The organism is Streptomyces sp. bgisy159 (assembly GCF_965341775.1).
GTDB lineage: Bacteria > Actinomycetota > Actinomycetes > Streptomycetales > Streptomycetaceae > Streptomyces.
Genome location: NZ_CBDQZH010000003.1, coordinates 351223 through 369885, shown reverse-complemented (window position 1 = coordinate 369885; position 18663 = coordinate 351223). Strand labels below are relative to the sequence as shown.

The 18663-nt window shown below is 72.2% G+C and carries 18 protein-coding genes and 1 riboswitch; of the genes, 4 read left to right on the top strand and 14 right to left on the bottom strand.

What is annotated here, in order from left to right:
- Positions 1-1139: glycosyltransferase family 4 protein (locus tag ACSLTV_RS05560; RefSeq protein WP_432135591.1), on the bottom strand; the 1139-nt coding region annotated here is incomplete at its 3' end.
- Between the two features lie 118 nt (positions 1140-1257).
- Between ACSLTV_RS05560 and ACSLTV_RS05555 the strand changes: the two genes are divergently transcribed.
- A complete protein-coding gene (locus ACSLTV_RS05555) occupies positions 1258-2493 on the top strand; it encodes a glycosyltransferase 87 family protein (protein WP_432135592.1) in 1236 nt (411 codons plus the stop codon).
- 134 nt (positions 2494-2627) lie between these two features.
- On the opposite strand, the gene ACSLTV_RS05550 is transcribed toward ACSLTV_RS05555, so the two are convergent.
- The 6 genes from ACSLTV_RS05550 to ACSLTV_RS05525 all read right to left on the bottom strand — a co-directional run bounded on the left by ACSLTV_RS05550 (position 2628) and on the right by ACSLTV_RS05525 (position 8421).
- Entirely contained in the window at positions 2628-2774 is a 147-nt protein-coding gene (locus tag ACSLTV_RS05550) for a hypothetical protein (protein WP_432135593.1), read from the bottom strand.
- 281 nt (positions 2775-3055) lie between these two features.
- Positions 3056-4249: a hypothetical protein gene (locus tag ACSLTV_RS05545; RefSeq protein WP_432135594.1), complete on the bottom strand. Its 1194-nt coding sequence runs from the start codon at positions 4247-4249 to the stop codon at positions 3056-3058.
- A gap of 49 nt (positions 4250-4298) precedes the next feature.
- Positions 4299-5321, bottom strand: a complete 1023-nt coding sequence (locus tag ACSLTV_RS05540; protein WP_432135595.1) for an NlpC/P60 family protein — start codon at positions 5319-5321, stop codon at positions 4299-4301.
- A 225-nt stretch (positions 5322-5546) separates the two neighbouring features.
- Positions 5547-6581 (bottom strand): NlpC/P60 family protein, encoded by a 1035-nt coding sequence (locus ACSLTV_RS05535; RefSeq protein ID WP_432135596.1) that lies wholly within the window; start codon positions 6579-6581, stop codon positions 5547-5549.
- Positions 6582-6793: 212 nt separating this feature from the next.
- The gene (locus ACSLTV_RS05530) at positions 6794-8137 is read right to left on the bottom strand and encodes an NYN domain-containing protein (protein WP_432155744.1); all 1344 of its coding nucleotides are present in this window, start codon (positions 8135-8137) and stop codon (positions 6794-6796) included.
- A 47-nt stretch (positions 8138-8184) separates the two neighbouring features.
- Positions 8185-8421, bottom strand: a complete 237-nt coding sequence (locus tag ACSLTV_RS05525) for a hypothetical protein (RefSeq protein ID WP_398866397.1) — start codon at positions 8419-8421, stop codon at positions 8185-8187.
- Positions 8422-8589: 168 nt separating this feature from the next.
- On the opposite strand from ACSLTV_RS05525, the gene ACSLTV_RS05520 reads away from it, so the two are divergent.
- Both ACSLTV_RS05520 and ACSLTV_RS05515 read left to right on the top strand, forming a co-directional pair.
- The gene (locus ACSLTV_RS05520; protein ID WP_432135598.1) at positions 8590-9321 is read left to right on the top strand and encodes a rhomboid family intramembrane serine protease; all 732 of its coding nucleotides are present in this window, start codon (positions 8590-8592) and stop codon (positions 9319-9321) included.
- The gene (locus ACSLTV_RS05515) at positions 9318-9599 is read left to right on the top strand and encodes an Lrp/AsnC family transcriptional regulator (protein ID WP_432135599.1); all 282 of its coding nucleotides are present in this window, start codon (positions 9318-9320) and stop codon (positions 9597-9599) included. The genes ACSLTV_RS05520 and ACSLTV_RS05515 overlap by 4 nt, the downstream gene beginning before the upstream one ends.
- Before the next feature lie 6 nt (positions 9600-9605).
- Here ACSLTV_RS05515 and ACSLTV_RS05510 read toward each other — a convergent pair whose 3' ends face one another.
- The 6 genes from ACSLTV_RS05510 to ctaE form a co-directional block, all read right to left on the bottom strand.
- Positions 9606-10955, bottom strand: a complete 1350-nt coding sequence (locus ACSLTV_RS05510) for an aminotransferase class V-fold PLP-dependent enzyme (RefSeq protein ID WP_435611714.1) — start codon at positions 10953-10955, stop codon at positions 9606-9608.
- Positions 10956-11120: 165 nt separating this feature from the next.
- Positions 11121-11237, bottom strand: a riboswitch (SAM riboswitch).
- 88 nt (positions 11238-11325) lie between these two features.
- The gene (gene trpD / locus ACSLTV_RS05505) at positions 11326-12390 is read right to left on the bottom strand and encodes an anthranilate phosphoribosyltransferase (protein ID WP_432135601.1); all 1065 of its coding nucleotides are present in this window, start codon (positions 12388-12390) and stop codon (positions 11326-11328) included.
- 146 nt (positions 12391-12536) lie between these two features.
- A complete protein-coding gene (gene qcrB / locus ACSLTV_RS05500; protein WP_432135602.1) occupies positions 12537-14174 on the bottom strand; it encodes a cytochrome bc1 complex cytochrome b subunit in 1638 nt (545 codons plus the stop codon).
- On the bottom strand, positions 14171-15223 hold the full coding sequence (gene qcrA, locus ACSLTV_RS05495; RefSeq protein ID WP_432135603.1) for a cytochrome bc1 complex Rieske iron-sulfur subunit: 1053 nt from the start codon (positions 15221-15223) through the stop codon (positions 14171-14173). The genes qcrB and qcrA overlap by 4 nt, the downstream gene beginning before the upstream one ends.
- The gene (gene qcrC / locus ACSLTV_RS05490) at positions 15220-16032 is read right to left on the bottom strand and encodes a cytochrome bc1 complex diheme cytochrome c subunit (RefSeq protein WP_432135604.1); all 813 of its coding nucleotides are present in this window, start codon (positions 16030-16032) and stop codon (positions 15220-15222) included. Before qcrC ends, qcrA begins: the two co-directional genes overlap by 4 nt.
- A 65-nt stretch (positions 16033-16097) precedes the next feature.
- Positions 16098-16718, bottom strand: coding sequence for an aa3-type cytochrome oxidase subunit III (gene ctaE / locus ACSLTV_RS05485; RefSeq protein WP_432135605.1), 621 nt, complete (start codon positions 16716-16718; stop codon positions 16098-16100).
- Between the two features lie 155 nt (positions 16719-16873).
- Between ctaE and ACSLTV_RS05480 the strand changes: the two genes are divergently transcribed.
- Positions 16874-17275, top strand: coding sequence for a hypothetical protein (locus ACSLTV_RS05480; protein WP_432135606.1), 402 nt, complete (start codon positions 16874-16876; stop codon positions 17273-17275).
- A gap of 80 nt (positions 17276-17355) precedes the next feature.
- Here the strand turns inward: ACSLTV_RS05480 and ACSLTV_RS05475 are convergent, their stop codons facing one another.
- Positions 17356-18606 carry an Ig-like domain-containing protein gene (locus ACSLTV_RS05475; RefSeq protein WP_432135607.1) on the bottom strand — a complete coding sequence of 417 codons (1251 nt, stop codon included), beginning with the start codon at positions 18604-18606 and terminating at the stop codon, positions 17356-17358.
- Positions 18607-18663: the final 57 nt, after the last annotated feature.

Below are 18663 nucleotides of genomic sequence, written 5' to 3'. Positions count from 1 at the left end.
AGCAGCGCCTTCAGGCGCTCCGCCAGCAGGTCCCAGCGCCACTTCTCCTCCACCCACCGGCGGCCCCGCTCCCCCATCCGCCGGCGCAGCTCCGGATCCCCGAGCAGGGCGACCACGCGGTCGGCGGCCTCCTGAGGCGAACCGCCGCGCACCACCCAGCCCGTCTCACCGTCCAGGACCGCGTCCGGGGCGCCGCCGGAGTCGCCGGCGACCACGGGGAGCCCGGTGGCCGACGCCTCCAGGTAGACGATCCCGAGCCCCTCGACGTCCAGACCGCCCCGCCGCGTCCGGCAGGGCATCGCGAAGACGTCGCCGGCGCCGAAGTGGGCGGGCAGCTCGGACCAGGGGACGGGGCCGGTGAAGCGGACGGCGGCGGCCACCCCGGTCTCGCGCGCCATCCGGCGCAGGTCCTTCTCGTAGGGTCCGCCGCCCACGATCAGCAGCACCGCGTCCGGCTCGGCGGCCAGGACCCGCGGCATGGCCCGGATCAGCGTGTCCTGACCCTTGCGGCGGACCAGCCGGGAGACGCAGACGACGACCGGGCGGTCGGTCAGGCCGAGGCGGGCGCGGACCTCGTCGCCGCCCGAGGCGGGGTGGAAGGTCTTCTCGTCGACGCCCGGCGGCAGCTGGACCATGCGCGCGGCGGCCGCGGGGCTGAGCGCGGTGGCGATGCGCGAGCGCGTGTACTCGCCGAGGTAGGTGACCGTGTCCGTGGTGTCGCCGATCCGGCCGAGCAGCTGCCGGGCGGCGGGCAGCTGTGCCCAGCCGGCCTCGTGGCCGTGGGTGGTGGCCACCAGGCGCTCGGCGCCCGCCCGGCGCAGCGCCGGCGCCATCAGGCCGAGCGGCGCCGCCGCCCCGAACCACACCGACGTGCAGCCGTGCTCGCGCAGCAGCTCGACGGCCCGCCGGGTCGCGCCCGGCGTGGGCAGCAGCATCGTCGTGCGGTCGCGTACGACGGGGAAGGGCTGCTCGGCGTCGAAGGCGGCCGTCGCCTCGGCGCCCTCGCGGCCCCGCTTCCAGGTGGAGGCGTAGACGACCAGGCGCTCGGGGTCGAGGTGGAGCGCCATGTTGTGCAGGAACGCCTGGATCCCGCCCGGGCGGGGCGGGAAGTCGTTGGTCACGATCAGGGTCTTGTGCATCGCCGCCGACTGTATCCAACGGTGACGCGTCGGCTGCCACGGCCGCGCTTCATGGCGTCCGCACCGTCCGCCGGGAGACCATGACCCCCATCCACGAAGCGGACGGACAGGGGCACAGGTGGAGATCACGGACGCACGGCGACCGCCGACCGGACTGCTGACGGTCTGGGGCGGCACCCGGGCCGCCCTGCTGCTGTGCGTCTTCCAGGTACTGCCCTTCCCCGGCCCGGACGTCACCACCGATGTCTCGGTCGTCTACCAGGGCTGGTACGACACGCTGCGCACGGGGGCGTTCCCGGCGCACGACGTCACGTGGCAGTACCCGCCGGCCGCCGCGCCGGCGGTCCTCTCCCCCGCCCTGCTGCCGTTCCTCGGCTACGCCCCGGCGTTCTTCGTGCTGGCCTTCCTCGCCGACCTGGCCGTCCTGACGCTGCTGCTGCGGGCAGGTGCGCGCCCGGGCCGCGGCCGGCGCGGGGCCTGGCTGTGGGTGGCGGCCGTGCCGCTGCTCGGTCCCACGGTGTACGCCCGCTACGACGTGATGGTGACCGCGGTCGCGGTGGCGGCGCTGGTCGCCGGGGCCCGGCACCCGCGGGCGATGGGGGCGCTGGCCGGGTTCGGGGTGCTGCTGAAGGTGTGGCCGGCGCTACTGCTGGCCGGTGCGGTGCGGCGGCGGGCGTGGGGCGCGGCCGCGGCGGCCGTCGCCGGGCTGTCGGCGCTGTTCGCGCTGACCATGCCGGGCGCGTTCGCGTTCCTGGGTTTCCAGCGCGAGCGGGGCACCGAGGTGGAGTCGGTGGGCGGGCTGGCGTTCCATCTGGCCCGGCACACCGGCTGGGACGGGCGGGTGGTGCTGCGCTACGGCTCGGTGGAGTTCCTCGGGCCGGGGGTGCGCGCGGTGAGCACGCTGGCGCTGTCCCTGACCGCCGTGGCGTTCGGCTGGCTGCTGCTGTGGCGGCTGTCGGCTCGCCGGCTGCCGCCACGGTCGCTCGCGGAGGCCGCGTTCACCGGGGTGCTGCTGTTCACCGTCACCAGCCGGGTGATCAGCCCGCAGTACCTGGTGTGGCTGCTCGGAGTGGCGGCGGTGTGCCTGTGTTTCCGGGACACGGTGATGGGTCCGCCCGCGCTGCTGGTGGCGCTCGCCTCGCCGGTGACGGTCCTGGAGTTCCCGGTGTGGTTCGACCGGGTCGTGGCGAGCGAGCCGCTGGGGGTGGGTCTGCTGTTCGTCCGCAACGGCCTGCTGGTCGCGGCGGCGCTCATCGCCTGCGTGCGGCTGTGGCGGTCGACCGTGCCCGAGCGGCCGGCGGTGGTCCTGCCCGGCCAGGCCGCCCGCGCCGGGCGGGCCTCCTCGCCCTCCTGACGCCGGCCGCGCCGACCGGCCCGGCCCGCGCGCCGCCCTGGCGAGCGCCGTCGCCACGCACGGGCCCGCCAGTCCCGGCGGGCCGGGCCGGAAGCGGGCGGGCGCCGGGCGCAGCACGGTCCCCGCCCGGGCGCTCAGCGGCAGCCCGGGCGCCCGTCCCCGCCCTCGAAGACACCGCCGTACACGATGCGGACGGACAGCAGCGGCGGGTGGGTACCGACGCCGCGCGGGAGCAGCGCCCCCTCGTGCGCGACGGCCTGCCCGGTGCCGAACGCCGCCACGCCCCAGGGGGCGGTCGCCGCCCGACGCCGAACGCGCCCACGGACCAAGAAGCGGTCGCCGCCCGCCGCGCGGCCGCCGCGAGTCAGCCGGTCCGGGAACCCCGCCCCCCTGCCGGTGGCCGCCGCTCACCCGCACCCGACCGGCTTCTGGCCTGACGACGCGGGCGCCCCGGTGCGCGCGGTTGACGCGGGTGACCTGGTCCGGCAGGACATGCTGCGCGTCGCGCGGGACACCGGGGAAGCGGAACGCGGCCGGCCGGCGAAGGCTCCGCCGTGCCGGATCAGCCGGCGAGCCGAGCGCGCAGATAGTCCTGCCAGTCGGCGGTGAAGTCCCGCAGCGTCGTGCCGAGCACGTCCCGCAGGGCGCCCTCGACGGCGCCTTCGCGCTTGCCGTGCGCGCCGACCGCCCGGTAGAAGGCGTGGAGCCGCTCCTCGCCCCACCGCTCGGCGATCACCCGGCACGCCATCCAGCCGCCCTCGTAGGCCTGGGCCAGCCGGGTCGCGTCGCCGCCGAAGCCGAAGTCCTCGTCGGTCGGCAGCGCGTCCGGGGCCCGGCCCTCGGCCATCGCGCGGGCCAGTTCGGGGGCGGCCTCGGCGGGTCCGCGGTCGGTGTCGCGGTAGCCGACCCAGTCGGCGTAGCCCTCGGACAGCCACAGCGGGGTCGCGCCGTTGGTGTGCGCGCGGGTGGCGACATGCGTGGTCTCGTGGGTGATGACGACCTGCCGGCCGATCGGGCCGAGCGTCCGGTACGCGTCGGGATTGACGACGATCCGGTCCGCGGGCGCCCGGGGCGGGCCGCCGGTCTCCCCGGTGGTGACGGCGGCGATCCCCCGGTAGGAGGAGGCCGGCGAGCCGAGCAGCCCGGCCATGCCCTCCAGCGACGTCGGCACGAGGAGGACGACCTGCCCGGCCCAGTCCGTGCCCCACACCGCCGAGACCGCCGGCACCGCCCGGTCCGCCAGGTCGGCGAAGGACCGCAGCCGCTCGCCGGACTGGCCCACCCCCATGACGAGGCTGTGCCGGCCGCGCACCACGGTCACCGTGCCCTGGTCCCAGAGCTGCTGGCCCGCCTTCGGCGCGGGGCGTTCCTCCGCCACCGCCCACCGCCCGCCGGCGTCCCGGGCCAGCCGCAGCGCCCGCGGGACGGTCACCGGCGCCCGGTCGTGTCCCCGGACCCGGTAGCTCAGGTCGGCGTCGACGGCGAGGGCGTCGCCGGTGCGGTGGGTGCCGGTCACCCGGTACGACCAGTCCGCCAGCGGCACCGCCCGTACCCGCTCGAACGCCGCGCCGGCACCGGTGCGGGCGTACGCCCCCGCGTCGTGCGCGAGGAGCGCGGCCGCTCTGCGGTCCAGCAGCCGCTGGGCGTCCGCGCGAGCGCCGTCGGTCGCGGTCCGGCCGCCGCACGCCACCAGCGAGACGAGCAACAGGCACACCGCCACCACTGCGGACCCGGGCGTCCGCCGTCGACCAGCCATTCTCCCGATCGTACGGGGAGGCGCCCGGAGCGGGACCCGGACGGTCCGGTCAGGGCCGGGTCACCGCGGACACCGGCATCATCCCGACCGGGTCGTAGCGCACCGGCGCCCCCGGGTAGGGGGCGTGGATCACCTGGCCGTTGCCGACGTACATGCCGACGTGGCTGGCGTCGGAGCGGTAGGTGACGATGTCGCCGGGCCGGGCCTCGGAGAGCGGGACGCGGCGGCCTGCGTGCGCCTGGGCCTGCGAGGTGCGCGGCAGGGCGACCCCGGCCTGCGCGTACGACCACTGCATCAGACCCGAGCAGTCGAACCCGGAGGGGCCGTTGGCGCCCCAGACGTACGGCCTGCCGAGCGCCGAACGGGCGGCGGCCACCGCCGCGGCCGCCCGCCCGGAGGCGGGGGCACCGCCGCCGAGGTCCGGCAGGTCCACGCGTCCCGAGCGCGAGGCCCGGTCGTAGGCGGCGCGTTCGGTGGACGACAGCGCGTTGAGCAACTGCCGCGCCCGGGCGAGTTTCCGCTCGACGGTCCGCTTGTGACTCGCGACCGCCTTGCGGCTCTTCTCCAGCTCGCTGAGCCGGTCGGTGGCCTCGGCACGCTCCTGGGCGAGGTCGCGCATCGCGTCCTGCAGTTCCCGAAGCTCACCGGCCTGGTGGACGGTGATGCGGTCGAGGGCGGCCGCCTTGGCGAGGTAGTCGTCGGGGTCGTCGGAGAACAGCAGCGCCAGCGACGGGTCGAGTCCGCCCGCCCGGTACTGGGCGCCGGCCAGGGAGCCGAGCTTGTCGCGCATCTCGTTGATGCGCGCCTGCTGCCGCGCGATGCGGTCCTGGGCGTCCCGGACCTGCCGGCGCAGGAGGCCGGCGCGTTCGCCGGCCTCGTTGAAGGCCTCGGTGGCCCGCTCGGCCTCCTCGTAGAGGCGGTCCACCTCCGCACGGGTGTCGTCGTGCGGAGCGGCCGAGGCCGGGACGGCGGAGACGGCGCCCAGTGCCGCGGCCGCGACGGACAGCGCGCTGAGCGCACCGGCCGCGCCGCGGTCGAAGCCGGACGGTGCGAGACGACGATGGAACCCCACGGAAAGCCGCGCTCCTCTCCACTGGCGGACCCCCGACGGACGGGGAAACGCGGCAGACAGTAGCCCCGTGGCGGGGCGGCGGCCAAAGACCTCGGCGGCAACACACGGTGACGCCCCGCCGCTGACGCAGGTCACCGGCGGGGCATGGGGTCAGTACGGGTCGACGCGATTCGCCCGTTCGGGCGGTGCCGTGTCCTGATCTTGGAACGGCCCGGGTGGGTGACGTCAGATCCGGACGCCGAACTGGAACGGCATGTTGTTGATCGACTCGTAGCGCACGACGGTGCCGGTGCGCGGGGCGTGCAGCACCTGGCCGTTGCCGGCGTAGAAGCCGACGTGGTGCAGGTCGCCGTAGAAGATGACGAGGTCGCCGACGCGCAGGTCGCTCTGCGAGTAGATGCGCTGACCGGCGTTGGCCTGCGCCTGGGAGGTGCGGGGGATGCCGACGCCGGCCTGGGCGTAGGCCCAGGAGGTCAGGCCCGAGCAGTCGAAGGAGGAGGGGCCGGAGGCGCCGTAGACGTACGGGGAGCCGATCTTGCTCTGGGCGGCCTGGAAGGCGGCCATGGCGCGGCTGGAGCCGGCGGTGGCACCGCTGAGGTTCACGCGCGTCGTGGAGGAGCGGCTGGCGCGGGCCTGTTCGGCGGCGAGGGCGGCCTTCTCGGCGGCGGTCAGGCTGTTGAGGAGCTTCTGCGCCTCGGCCAGCTTGCCCTGGACCTCCTGCTTCTTCTTGCCGAGTTCGGTCCGGGTGGTGGCCAGGTCCTTGAGCTTGGCGGTGGCCTCGGAGCGGTCCTGCGCCAGTTCGCGCTGCTTGTCCTGGATCTTCTTCAGCGACTCGACCTGCTGGGCGCTGAGCTGGTCGGCGGTGGACGCCTTGTCCAGGTAGTCGTCCGGGTCGGACGACAGGAACAGCTGGAGGGAGGAGTCGATGGTGCCCGTGCGGTACTGGGCGGCGGCCGCCAGGCCCATGGAGTCGCGCAGCTCGTTGAGCTCCTCCTGGCCGCGGGCGACGTTGTCCTGGATGGTGGAGATCTCCTTCTGGAGCTTCTCCTGCTTCTCCTTGGCGCCGTTGTACTTCTCGGTGGCCTGCTCGGCCTCCTCGTACAGCTTGTCGACCTTCGCCTTGACCTCGTCCTTGGTCGGCTTCTCGCTCGGTGCCGCGTTGGCGGCCTGGGAGCTGAGGGCAACGGCTGCGGCGGCAGCGGTGGTCAGCACGGTCACGCGCGTGCGGCTGGGCTGCTTGGGTCGACGATGGGACGCCACGGAGACGGGCTCCTTCTTTTGAGTGATCACCCGTGTGGAGGTTCGAGGCCAGACCCTAGTGACCTACTCGTGATCACTTCAAATCCTCAGGCGCATTTTCCCGTCACACGGCGCACTTTTCCCACCGAACTCACCTGTGGTGACGCCCCCTTGACCCAGCGTCGCGCCGCGTTCCGCCCCAATTCGGGCATTACCCGTGGAGGTTGCGCCTTTCAGGACAACCGCTTGAGGAGTACCGCAGAAGCCACCGGACGCGCTCCGGCCCTGGCGACCCCGTCGGCCACCTCGCGGTCGGTGGAGGCGACGATGACGGGCCGGCCCGGCGGTTCGGCGCGCACCAGCCGGCGGATCAGCTCGTCGGCGGTCACACCCGGCTTGGAGAACAGCACCCGCACCCCGCGCGGCGGCGCCAGCAGCACCGGCGCGGCCAGTTCGGCCCCGTCGAAGACACACGTCACCTCGGCACCGGTCTGCGCCGCGAGCTGCGAGAGCTGGCCGAGCAGCCTGAGCCGCTGCTTCTCCAACGGCATCTGCGGATAACCGGTCTTGGTCACGTTGTAGCCGTCGACGACCAGATGGGCCTGCGGCAGGGCGAGGAGCTGGTCGAGGATGGCCGGATCGTGCTCGGACAGCGCGCGGGCGGCGATGTCCTTCGGGGTCATCCGGCCCGGCTCGACGGCGTCCACGGTCTCGGCCGGGCGCACCGAGACGGGCGGCAGGGCCAGTTCGCGGCGCAGCCCCTGGGCCGCGTCCAGCACGGTGTCCAGCAGCAGCCGCACCCGCATGTCCTCGACGCTGCGCCCCTCCCGGGCCGCCTTGCGGCTGGCCTCCAGGGCGGCCTCGGTCTCCCCGAGCCGCGCCCTCAGCCGCCGTGTCTCGCCCTCCGCGGCGGACAGCTGGGCCTGCCCCTCGGCGCGCACCGCCTCCATCTCGCCGCGCAGCTTGCGCAGGGCGGCCTCGCCCCGCTTGACGTCGCTGAGGGCGGAGCGCAGCTTGCGCTGAAGCGATTCCGCTTCCTTGCGGGCCGACTCCAGCTCGGCGCGCAGCCGCTCGGTCTCGGCGCGGGTCTGTTCCCGGGCCTGCCCGAGCTGTTCGCGCAGCCGCTCCAGCTCGGCGCGGCTCTCCTCGTCGGCGCGCTCGGCGTCCGCCCGCTGCGCCTCCTCACCGGCCGCGGTGACCAGCTTCACCCAGCCGGTGGGCCGGAGTACGTAGGCCGCGGCCGCCACATCGAGCGGATCCGCGGCCGGGGGCGGCGAGCCGGAGTCGAGGGCGCCGGCGAGTTCCGGCTGGGCCTCTCTCAGCTTCTCCCCGATGCGCTGGCGGAACAGTGGTTCCGTCTCCAGCGCGGCCGCCATCGCGTTCCCGGCGAACTTGGCCCGCCGGTTGGGCGCGAAGCGCGCGTACTGGCGCAGCTGCGCGGGAAGTTCGGAGAGGGTCAGCCCGCCGAAACCGTCCGACACGATCTGCACGACCCGGCGGCGCACGCCGTCGGGCAGCGGACGGTCGAGCACCTCAGCGGCGCCGTCCCCCGGCCCCCCGCCTGCGCTCTCCACCATCCGTCACACCCCACTACCTGTCACGACCGGTCCCGGGCACCGGCCCGTTACTCGGCACCCGGCCTGTCCACGAGTTCCACCTTGTCCACGGCGTTGCACCAGCGGCACCGCACCGACTCGATGGTCTCACTGAGCACCTCGCGCTCCTCGACCTTCGGCTCGCCGGCCAGATCGAGGTGGACGTACTCCACGACCTTCGACGAGCGCGTCACGTCGAACCGGGTGAGGTTGCCGCAGAGGGTGCAGCGCCACCGCGTCGTGGCGGTCGGCAGGGGAACCGTCATCGTGGCTGTGCTCTTTTCTTCCTTGGTTTCCATTGTCGGTGACGCGCCGGACTCTCCCCGGTGCGTGTGGGTCGTAACCCTACGGCCTGGCGCGGTCCCGTCGCCCGTCCGTCCAGGGCGGCGAGGCGGTCCGTCCCATTCGGTCCGGTTACGTCATGCTCTGTGTTCATGATCGGCAGCAGCGGCGGCAGGGTCCTCGCCAGGATCCGGAACACCTCGACCCCGGTGACCTACGGGCTGATCACCCTGTGCTGCGTGATCTTCCTGGTGGGGCCGGCGTCCGGCCTGAGCCCGGTGTACGGCACCGGTGACGAGCTGCTCGCCGCGCAGCGGGCCTACTTCCGGCGCTGGGGCGTGGTCCCGGCCGAGCTGTTCACGGGCGCCCCGCGGGCCGCCCTGACTCCGCTGACCGCGCTGTTCGTCCACGGCAGCTGGCTGCACCTGCTGGGCAACATGCTGTTCCTCCACGTCTTCGGGGGTATGACCGAGGGCCGGATGGGCCGCGTGGAGTTCACCCTCTTCTACGTCGGCTGCGGCTATCTCGCGCTGCTCGGCTACGCGGCCGCCCACGCGTCCTCCGAGCAGTCGCTGGTCGGCGCCTCCGGGGCGATCTCGGCGGTGCTGGGGGCCTTTCTGTACCTGTTTCCCCGGGCGCGGGTGACCAGTCTCCTTCCGTTCCTGTTCTTCCTGCCGCTGCGGTTCCCGGCCTGGGTGGTGCTGCCGTTCTGGGCCGTCCTGCAGTGGCTGGCGGAGCGCGCCGCGCGGGGGCAGGAGGTGGCGTACCTGGCCCACCTGGTGGGGTTCGGGCTGGGCTTCGGCTACGCGTGGGCGAGATACGGCCGTGGGACTAAAGTGAGGGCCGCCCCAGCTCCGGCCCCCGAGGGAGAGAACCAGCCGTGATCACCGCGATCGTTCTGATCAAGACCAGCGTGGACCGGATCCCGGAGATCGCCGAGCAGATCGCCTCCCTGGAGAGTGTGAGCGAGGTCTTCTCGGTGACGGGCACCTACGACCTGATCGCCATGGTCCGGGTGCGGCAGCACGAGGACCTCGCCGAGGTCATCCCCGCACGGATCAGCAAGATCCCCGGTGTGGAGGCGACGGACACGCACGTCGCCTTCCGCACGTACTCGCAGCACGACCTGGAGGCCGCGTTCGCCATCGGGCTGGACTCCTGAGCCGCCTCAGCCCATCGCCGGGACGCAGCGGCCGTTCTCCGTCCGGTACGTCCACTTCGCGCCCCGGGTGACCAGTTCCCGGACCGCGGTCAGGAAGCGGTCGACGTGTTCGTCGGGGGTGCCCGCGCCGAAGCTGACGCGGAGGGCGTTCAGGGGCTCCTCAGGGGCGCCGCACTCTCCCGGGGCGCCGGGGGCCGCGCCCAGCAGGGTGCGCAGCAGCGGGTGGGCGCAGAACAGGCCGTCACGGACGCCGATGCCGTACTCGGCGGAGAGGGCGGCGGCGAAGTGGGAGCTGCTCCAGCCGTCGACGACGAAGGAGACCACGCCGACGCGGGGGGCGTCCTCGCCGAACAGCGACAGGACGCTGACCCGCGGAACCTCGGCCAGACCGGCGCGCACCCTCGCGATCAGGTGCTGCTCGCGGGCGACGAGCGCGTCGAAGCCGGCCTCCGTCAGGGCCCTGCAGGCCGACGCGATCGCGTAGGCGCCGATCACGTTGGGCGAGCCCGCCTCGTGCCGGGCCGCGCTCTCGTGCCACTCCACCTCCACCACCCCGTCCGGGCGCCGGGCGACCCTGCGGCTGGCGCCGCCGCCCGCGAGGTACGGCTCGGCCGCGCGCAGCCAGTCGGCGCGGCCGGCGAGGACGCCCGCGCCGAACGGGGCGTACAGCTTGTGGCCGGAGAAAGCGACCCAGTCGACGTCGAGGTCGCGGACGCTCACCGGGTGGTGAGGGGCCAGCTGGGCGGCGTCCAGCACGATCCGGGCGCCGTGGGCGTGGGCGGCGGCGGCGAGGTCCCGGACCGGCCACAGCTCGCCGGTGACGTTGGAGGCTCCGGTGACGCAGACCAGGGCCGGGCCGTGGGGATCGCGGTCGGCGAGGGCCCGCTCCAGGGTCCGCACGGCCTGGCGCGGGCCGCGCGGCGCGGGCAGGCAGGTGAGCCGGTCGTCGGGCCAGGGCAGCAGCGCGGCGTGGTGCTCGCTGTCGAAGACGAAGACCTGGCAGCCGGCCGGCAGGGCGCGGGCGAGCAGGTTGAGGGAGTCGGTGGTGGACCGGGTGAAGACCAGCTGGTCGTCGGGGCGGCAGTCGAGGAAGGCGGCGACGGTGGCGCGGGCCTGCTCGAAGAGGTCGGTGGAGAGCTGGGAGAGGTATCCGGCGCCCCGGTGGACGCTGCCGTAGTACGGCGCGTAGGCCGCCACGTCGTCCCAGACGCGCTGGAGGGCGGGGGCGCTGGCCGCGTAGTCGAGCGCGGCGTAGGTGACCTCGCCGCCCGTCACGAGGGGAACGGCGACGTCCCGGCCCAGCACGGGCAGCGGGGAACAGACGGCACGGTCGGTGGCAAGGGTGGGGACGGACATGGCGGAACTCCCGTGAGGTCGTGCGGAACTCACCGCGCGAGCCCGTCGGGGCCCGGGCGCCGGTGACGAAGAAGAGGGGGTTGCGGAGGCGGGGCTCTGCGCCCTAACGCATTCGCTTGTTCACGGAAGGCTCCTCGACGACCAGGACCCCTGGTTCACGCGAGGGGTCCGCGCTTGCCGCAGACCTCGCTGCCTGCGGCCTGGTCCTCACCCGGGGCACCCCGCCACGGACGGAGGGTTGCCGGACAGCCGGCCGGGGCCGCATGGCTGTCGCTCATGACCTGGTACGGGAACGTACCCAAGTGATCGCGGTCCCGCAACCCGAGTCCGGATCGCGGGACCGCTCCGTGCGCCGACGGGCGTTGCGCCGTCAGGCGTTGCTGACGGCCACCCAGCGCTCCAGGGTCCGCCGTGCCGCGCCCGAGTCGATGGACCGCGCGGCCTTCGCCATCCCGGCGCGGAGCTGCTCGGCGAGCGGCGCGTCCGTCGGGTCGAGGGCGACCAGGGCCGCCGCCGAGTTCAGGAGCACCGCGTCCCGAACGGGCCCCTGCTCGCCGTCCAGCAGACGGCGGGCGACCTCCGCGTTGTACGCCGGGTCGCCGCCGCGCAGGGCCTCGACGGGGACCAGTGCGAGGCCCACGTCGCGCGGGTCGAAGCTCTCCTCGGCGACCTTGCCGTCCCGGACGGTCCACACCCGGGAGGTCGCCGTCGTGGTCAGCTCGTCGAGGCCGTCGTCGCCCCGGAAGACGAGGGCGGAGTTGCCGCGTTCGGCGAGCACCCCGGCGATGATGGGGGCCATCCGCGGGTCGGCGACCCCGATCGCCTGCGAGGTCACCTTGGCCGGGTTGGTCAGCGGGCCGAGCGCGTTGAACACCGTGCGGATGCCCAACTGACCGCGGGCGGCGGCCACATGGCGCAACGCCGGGTGGAACTTCACCGCGAAGCAGAAGGTGATGCCCGCCTCCTCGGCGACCTCGGCGACCCGGCGCGGCGTGAGGTCGAGGTTGACGCCCAGCTTCTCCAGCACGTCGGAGGAGCCCGACGCGGAGGACGCGGCGCGGTTGCCGTGCTTGACGACCTTGGCGCCGGTGCCGGCGACGACGAGCGCGGACATGGTGGAGATGTTGACCGTGCGGGCGCCGTCGCCGCCCGTGCCGACGATGTCGACCGTGCGGCCCGACACCTCGATCACATTGGCGTGCTCGTACATCGCCCGGACCACACCGGTGATCTCCTCGACGGTCTCGCCCTTGGCGCGAAGCGCCACCACGAAGCCGGCGATCTGCGCGTCGGTGGCCTCACCGCGCATGATCCGGTCCATCGCCCAGGCCGTGGCGTCGGCGCTCTGGTCGCGGCCGGACAGCAGGGCGTTCAGGACGTCGGGCCAGGAACGGCCCGCCGCGGTGTCGCCTCCAGCGGGGGTCACAGCGCTCATCGGCCGCTCCTGATCGTCGTAGGACGGTGTGCTGACGTGTCGGACAGTCTGCGGGACCCACACTATCCAGCCGGAGGCACGAGGAAGGGCCCCGTCCGAACACCGGACGGGGCCCCTGGGGGTGTGGCGTGGCGACGCCGCAGCGATCAGTGGTGGCCGTGGCCGCTCGTGATCTCCTTGTACTCCTCGACGGTGGGCTTCGCGATCTGCGAGTCCTCGCCGTAGTACGCCTCGCTGAGCTTGGCGCGCAGCTTCTCGGTGGACTTCACCTTGCGCTCGACGCCGTTCTCGTCGACGGTGGCGCCGATCGCGACCGGCTGGTACTGCTCGTGCGCGGTGAGGGTGTGCAGCGCCTCCTGGCTGAGCGGCTCGTGCACCTCGATGAACTCACCGTGCGGCAGCCGCTTGATGGTGCCGGTCTCGCGACCGTGCAGCACCTTGTCGCGGTCCCGGCGCTGCAGGCCGAGGCAGATCCGCTTGGTGACGATGAAGGCGACGACCGGTCCGACGAAGAAGCCGATCCGGACGAACCAGGTGACCGCGTTGATCGACAGGTGGAAGTGGGTGGCCCACAGGTCGTTGCCACCACCGACCAGACCGATCATGTACACGGTGATCCAGGCGACACCGAACGCGGTGCGCGTCGGGGCGTTGCGCGGACGGTCCAGGATGTGGTGCTCGCGCTTGTCGCCGGTGACCCAGGACTCGATGAACGGGTAGACCGCGATCGCGCCCAGGACCAGACCGAACAGGACCAGCGGGATGAACACGCCGAGGACCAGCGTGTGACCCCAGAAGTTGATCTCCCAGCCCGGCATGTAGCGGACCAGACCCTCGGCGAAGCCCATGTACCAGTCGGGCTGGGCGCCGGTGGACACCTGGTCGGGGCGGTAGGGGCCGATCGCCCAGATCGGGTTGATCTGCGCGATCGCCGCGATGGCCGCGATGACACCGAAGACCAGGAAGAAGAAGCCTCCGGCCTTGGCCATGTAGACCGGCAGCAGCGGCATGCCGACGACGTTCTTGTTGCTCTTGCCGGGACCCGCGAACTGCGTGTGCTTGTGGTAGAAGACCAGGATCAGGTGGCCGACCACCAGGCCGAGCATGATGCCCGGCAGCAGCAGGATGTGGATCGAGTAAAAGCGGGCCACGAAGTCGTCGCCGGGGAACTCGCCCCCGAAGAGGAACATCGAGATGTACGTGCCCACGATCGGCATCGACAGGATGGCGCCCTGCGTGAAGCGGACACCGGTGCCGGAGAGCAGGTCGTCCGGGAGCGAGTAGCCGGTGAACCCGGTGAACATGCCGAGGACGAACAGCAGGAAGCCGAACAGCCAGTTGATCTCACGCGGCTTGCGGAAGGCGCCGGTGAAGAACACGCGCATCATGTGCACGAACATGGCCGCGAGGAAGATCAGCGCCGCCCAGTGGTGGATCTGCCGGATGAGCAGACCGCCGCGGACGTCGAAGCTGATGTCCAGCGTCGACTTGTAGGCCTCGCTCATCAGCTGGCCCTGAAGCGGGACGTAGCTGCCGTGGTACTCCACCTCGTTCATCGACGGGTGGAAGAACAGCGTCAGCCAGACACCGGTGAGGATGATGATGAGGAAGCTGTAGAGCGCGACCTCGCCCAGCATGAACGACCAGTGGTCGGGGAAGATCTTGCGCATGTTGGCCTTGGCCAGGGAGTAGATCCCCAGCCGGCCGTCGGCCCAGTCGGCGACGCGCTCGCCGGCCGGGGCCTTCCCGCGAGAGCGGGACTCGGTGGTCTCGTGAGTGCTCATCCGCGCTCCCAGAATGCAGGACCGACGGGCTCTTCGAAGTCGCCGAGCGCCTCAAGGTAGCCCTCGTCGTTCACACCGATGCGCAGCTGCGGCAGGGCGTGACCGGCGGGGCCGAAGATCACCCGGGCACCGTCGGAGAGGTCGAAGGTGGACTGGTGGCAAGGGCACAGCACGTGGTGCGTCTGCTGCTCGTACAGCGAGATGGGGCAACCGACGTGGGTGCAGATCTTGGAGTAGGCCACGATGCCCTCGTGGGACCACTCCAGCTCCTGCTTGTCCTTGATGTCGTCCGGCTGGAGCCGGATGATCATCAGGGCCGACTTGGCGATCTCGGTCTGGAAGTCGTGGTCCGCCTCCTCCAGGCCGTCGGGCTTGGCGAAGGTGAGCGAACCGACGGCGACGTCCTCGGGGCGCAGCGGCTCGTTGGTGTTCATGTTGACGAGCAGCTTGCCCTTGGACCACAGGGTGTGGCGGAGCTTGTCACCGGGCAGCGGGCCGAGGTCGCGCAGCAGCATCACGCCGGAGAGCGGGAACAGGGCCAGCGCGCCGAACATGGTGGTGCGGAGCAGCTTGCGGCGGCCGATCGCGGACTCCTTGGCGCCCTGCTTGAAGTCGGCCATGACCTTGGCCTTGACCTCGGGGGACGCCTCGATCGGGTGCCGCTCGTCGGCGATCTCCACGTCGGACATCAGGGTGCGGGCCCAGTGGACCGCGCCCGCGCCGATGCAGAACAGCGCCACGCCGAGGCACAGACCCAGCGCGAAGTTCAGCGCGCTGAGGTGGCCGATCGGGAAGACGAAGATCGACTTGTCGTGCGGGATCGCGACGTACGAGGCGATGAAGCCGACGGTGGCCAGCATCGACACCGTGAACAGCATGGCCACCACACGCTCGGACCGCTTGGCGGCCCGCTCGTCGATGTCCTGGATGCGGTGCTCGTGGGGCGGCAGACCGGGGTCGGCGAACGGGTTCTTCTCGTCCGCGACGCTCATGTCGCGCGCGGTGGCCTGCTCGGGCAGGTTCTCTTCAGGAATCTCTTGGCTACTCATGACTTCTTGGCCTTTGCGGTCCGAGCGGCGACCCAGACGGCGACCGCGATCAGTGCGCCGAGACCGAAGATCCAGGCGAAGAGGCCCTCGCTGACCGGCCCGAGGCCGCCCAGCTCCAGACCGCCCGGGTTCACCGTCTCATCGCCGTTGACCGCGTTCAGGTACGCGATGATGTCCTTCTTGTTCTGCTCCGACATGGTGGTGTCGGGGAACGACGGCATGTTCTGCGGGCCGGTCTGCATGGCCTCGTAGATGTGCTTCGGGTCCACGCCCTCGAGCGACGGGGCGTACTTGCCCCGGGTCAGCGCGCCGCCCTTGCCGGTGAAGTTGTGGCACTGGGCGCAGTTGGTGCGGAACAGCTCACCGCCCTTGGCGATGTCCGCGCCCTCGGGGCTGTACTGCTCCTCGGTGGGCACGGCCGGGCCGGCGCCGAGGGAGGAGATGTAGGCCGCGAGCTGGTCGATCTGCTTCTGGGTGTACTGGACCTTCTTGCGCGGGACCTGGGCGCCCTGGGAGGTGGCCGCCGGCATACGGCCGGTGCCGACCTGGAAGTCGACGGCCGCGGCGCCCACGCCGACCAGGCTGGGGCCGTCGGAGCTGCCCTGACCGCCGGTTCCGTGGCAGCTGGCGCAGCCCACGGCGTAGAGCTTCTTGCCCTCTTCGATGGCAAGGGACTGGGCGGTGTCGTCGGCCTGCGCCTTGCCCGCGGGCGCGAACGCGGCGTACAGCCCCCCAGTGCATGCCAGCGCGAGGAGTAGGACGACGACCGCCGCCAGCGGATGGCGTCGTCGTGCGGAGAGCTTTTTCACGGATTACCCCGGTGTCAGGATCTTCTGCGTCGGTGCTTCTGGAATGGGTGCGGGTTCGGGCCCGGCTACTTGATCATGTAGATCGTGGCGAAGAGGCCGATCCAGACGACATCGACGAAGTGCCAGTAGTAGGACACGACGATCGCGGCGGTCGCCTGCTCGTGGGTGAACCTCCTGGCCGCGTAGGTCCGGCCGAGGACCAGCAGGAAGGCGATGAGGCCGCCCGTCACGTGCAGGCCGTGGAAGCCGGTGGTCAGGTAGAAGACCGAGCCGTACGGGTCGGAGGAGAGCGAGAGCCCGTCCTTCTTGACCAGCTCGGTGTACTCGAACACCTGACCGCCGATGAAGATCGCACCCATGATGAAGGTGACGATGAACCAGCCCCGGAGCTTCTTCACGTCACCGCGCTCGGCGGCGAACACGCCGAGCTGACAGGTGAGGGAGGAGAGCACCAGGATCGTGGTGTTGGTGGCCGAGAACGGGAAGTTCAGGGCCTCGGCCATTTCCTTCCAGTGATCGGGACCCGTCACCGATCGCAGGGTGAAGTACATCGCGAAGAGGGCCGCGAAGAACATCAGCTCGGAACTCAGCCAGATGATGGTTCCGACGCTGGTGAGGTTCGGCCGGTTGACCGACGGGTGCGCGTGCCCGGTATCTACTGTCGTTGCTGTCGCCACGACCGACATTATGTCGGTCGCTTATCCCGCCCTCACTCCGGGGGGTGCCGTTCGGAGTGTTGCTGCCCGCCAGACCGGTGTTGACGTGGTCTTCAGGGGAGTAGCATCCGGCCCAACGGGCTTGACTCTACGACTCTCTACGACGCTGACGTCCCGGAGGAACGATGAAGCCGACCGCCACCGTGCTGGTCTACAGCGACGACTCCACCACTCGTGAGCAGGTGCGGCTGGCCTGCGGCCGTCGGCCGGCCCCGGACGCGCCCCTGGTGGAGTTCGTGGAGTGCGCCACGGCGGACGCCGTGGTCCGGGAACTGGACAAGGGCGGCATCGACGTCTGCGTGCTGGACGGCGAGGCCGTGCCGATGGGCGGCATGGGGCTGTGCCGGCAGATCAAGGACGAGGTGTTCCGGTGTCCGCCGGTGCTCGTGCTCATGGGGCGGCCGCAGGACGCGTGGCTGGCGACGTGGAGCCGGGCCGAGGCGGCCGTGACGCTGCCCGTGGAGCCCGTCGAGTTCGCGTCGGCGCTGGCCGCGCTGTTGCTGCGCGGGCGGCTGCTGAGCGCCTAGGCGGGCGTGTGGGCGCGGGATCCGCGGCGGCTGCGGGCCGTCGGCGGCCGGTCGCGCAGTTCCCGCGCCCCTGGGTTCGGTCAGATGGCCGCCGGCTGCAGGGAGAACGTGTCCTGCGGGGTCTTGCCGGTGCCGGTCAAAGCGCTGCCCTCGCGCCACTTCTTCCAGGTGACGTTCCAGTCGCCGAAGCCGTTGCCGAAGGCCTCCATGGTGTCGCCGTCGCTGTTGACGACCTCGACGACGTCGCCCTCGCGGACGTGGTCGAAGAACCACTCCGCGTTGGCGGTGCTCATGCCGGTGCAGCCGTGGCTGACGTTGGCGTAGCCCTGGGAGCCGACGGACCAGGGGGCGGCGTGGACGTACTCGCCGCTCCAGGTGACGCGGGTGGCGTAGTAGACGGGCAGGTCGTAGGAGTCGGCCGAGCCCTCGGCGATGCCGATGGTGGTGCCGCGCATGCGGACGTAGTACTCCTTGCCGAGCACCACCTTGACCCCGTTGCGGGTGTCGAAGCCGGGCTTGCCGGTGGTGACGGGGAACTCCTTGATCTCCTCACCGTTCTTGTAGAACTTCAGCGAGTGGGCGGCGGCGTCGGTGACGGCGACCACACGGTCGCCGATGGTCAGCTGCAGCGGCTTCACCGGGGCGCCCCACAGCCGGTTCCCGATCTTGATGCCGTCCAGGTTGCTGCGGACGGTGATCTTCGCGTGGGCGGGCCAGTACTCCTCGGGCCGGTAGTGGAGCTTCTGGTCGTCGACCCAGTACCAGGCGCCCCCTACCGCGGGCACGGACTGCACCTTCAGGGCCCGTTCGACGGTCGCCCGCTGGACGGGGTCCTTGACGGGCTGGTCGAGTTCCGCGGTGAGGGGCTGTCCGACGCCGTAGGTGCCCGCCTTGGGGCCGAGCGTGACCTTCAGGCGCTTCTTGGCCTTGGGGGTGCCGGTGTCGAAGGTGAGGACCCGGCGACCGGGCTCGCCGTCGCCGTTCTCGGTGCTCACCCGGACGCTGTAGTGGGCGTTCGCGGCCAGGGGTTCGGTGGAGTGCCAGCGGCTGCCGTCGGCGGCGAGTTCGCCGGCCAGATAGCGTCCGGCGGCGTCGACCGCGGTGACGTCGGTGATACGGCCGCCGCCGTCGGCGGTGATCTCCAGGGGCCGGTCGGGGTCGGCCTTCTCACCGTCCTTGACGGGACCGTTGAAGGAGATCTGGTCCGTGGCGTCGTACGGGCGGGTCGCGAGCGGATCGCCGTCCGAGCCGCACGCGCTGGCGCCCGCCCCCAGGGCGATCACCAGCAGGGTGCAGCCGACGACGGTGCGGGGGCTGGGTGTGGGGCTCATGACCTCAACGTAGGAAGTCACGTCAACGACGGCGCGCGGGGTCACTCCTACGGGTGA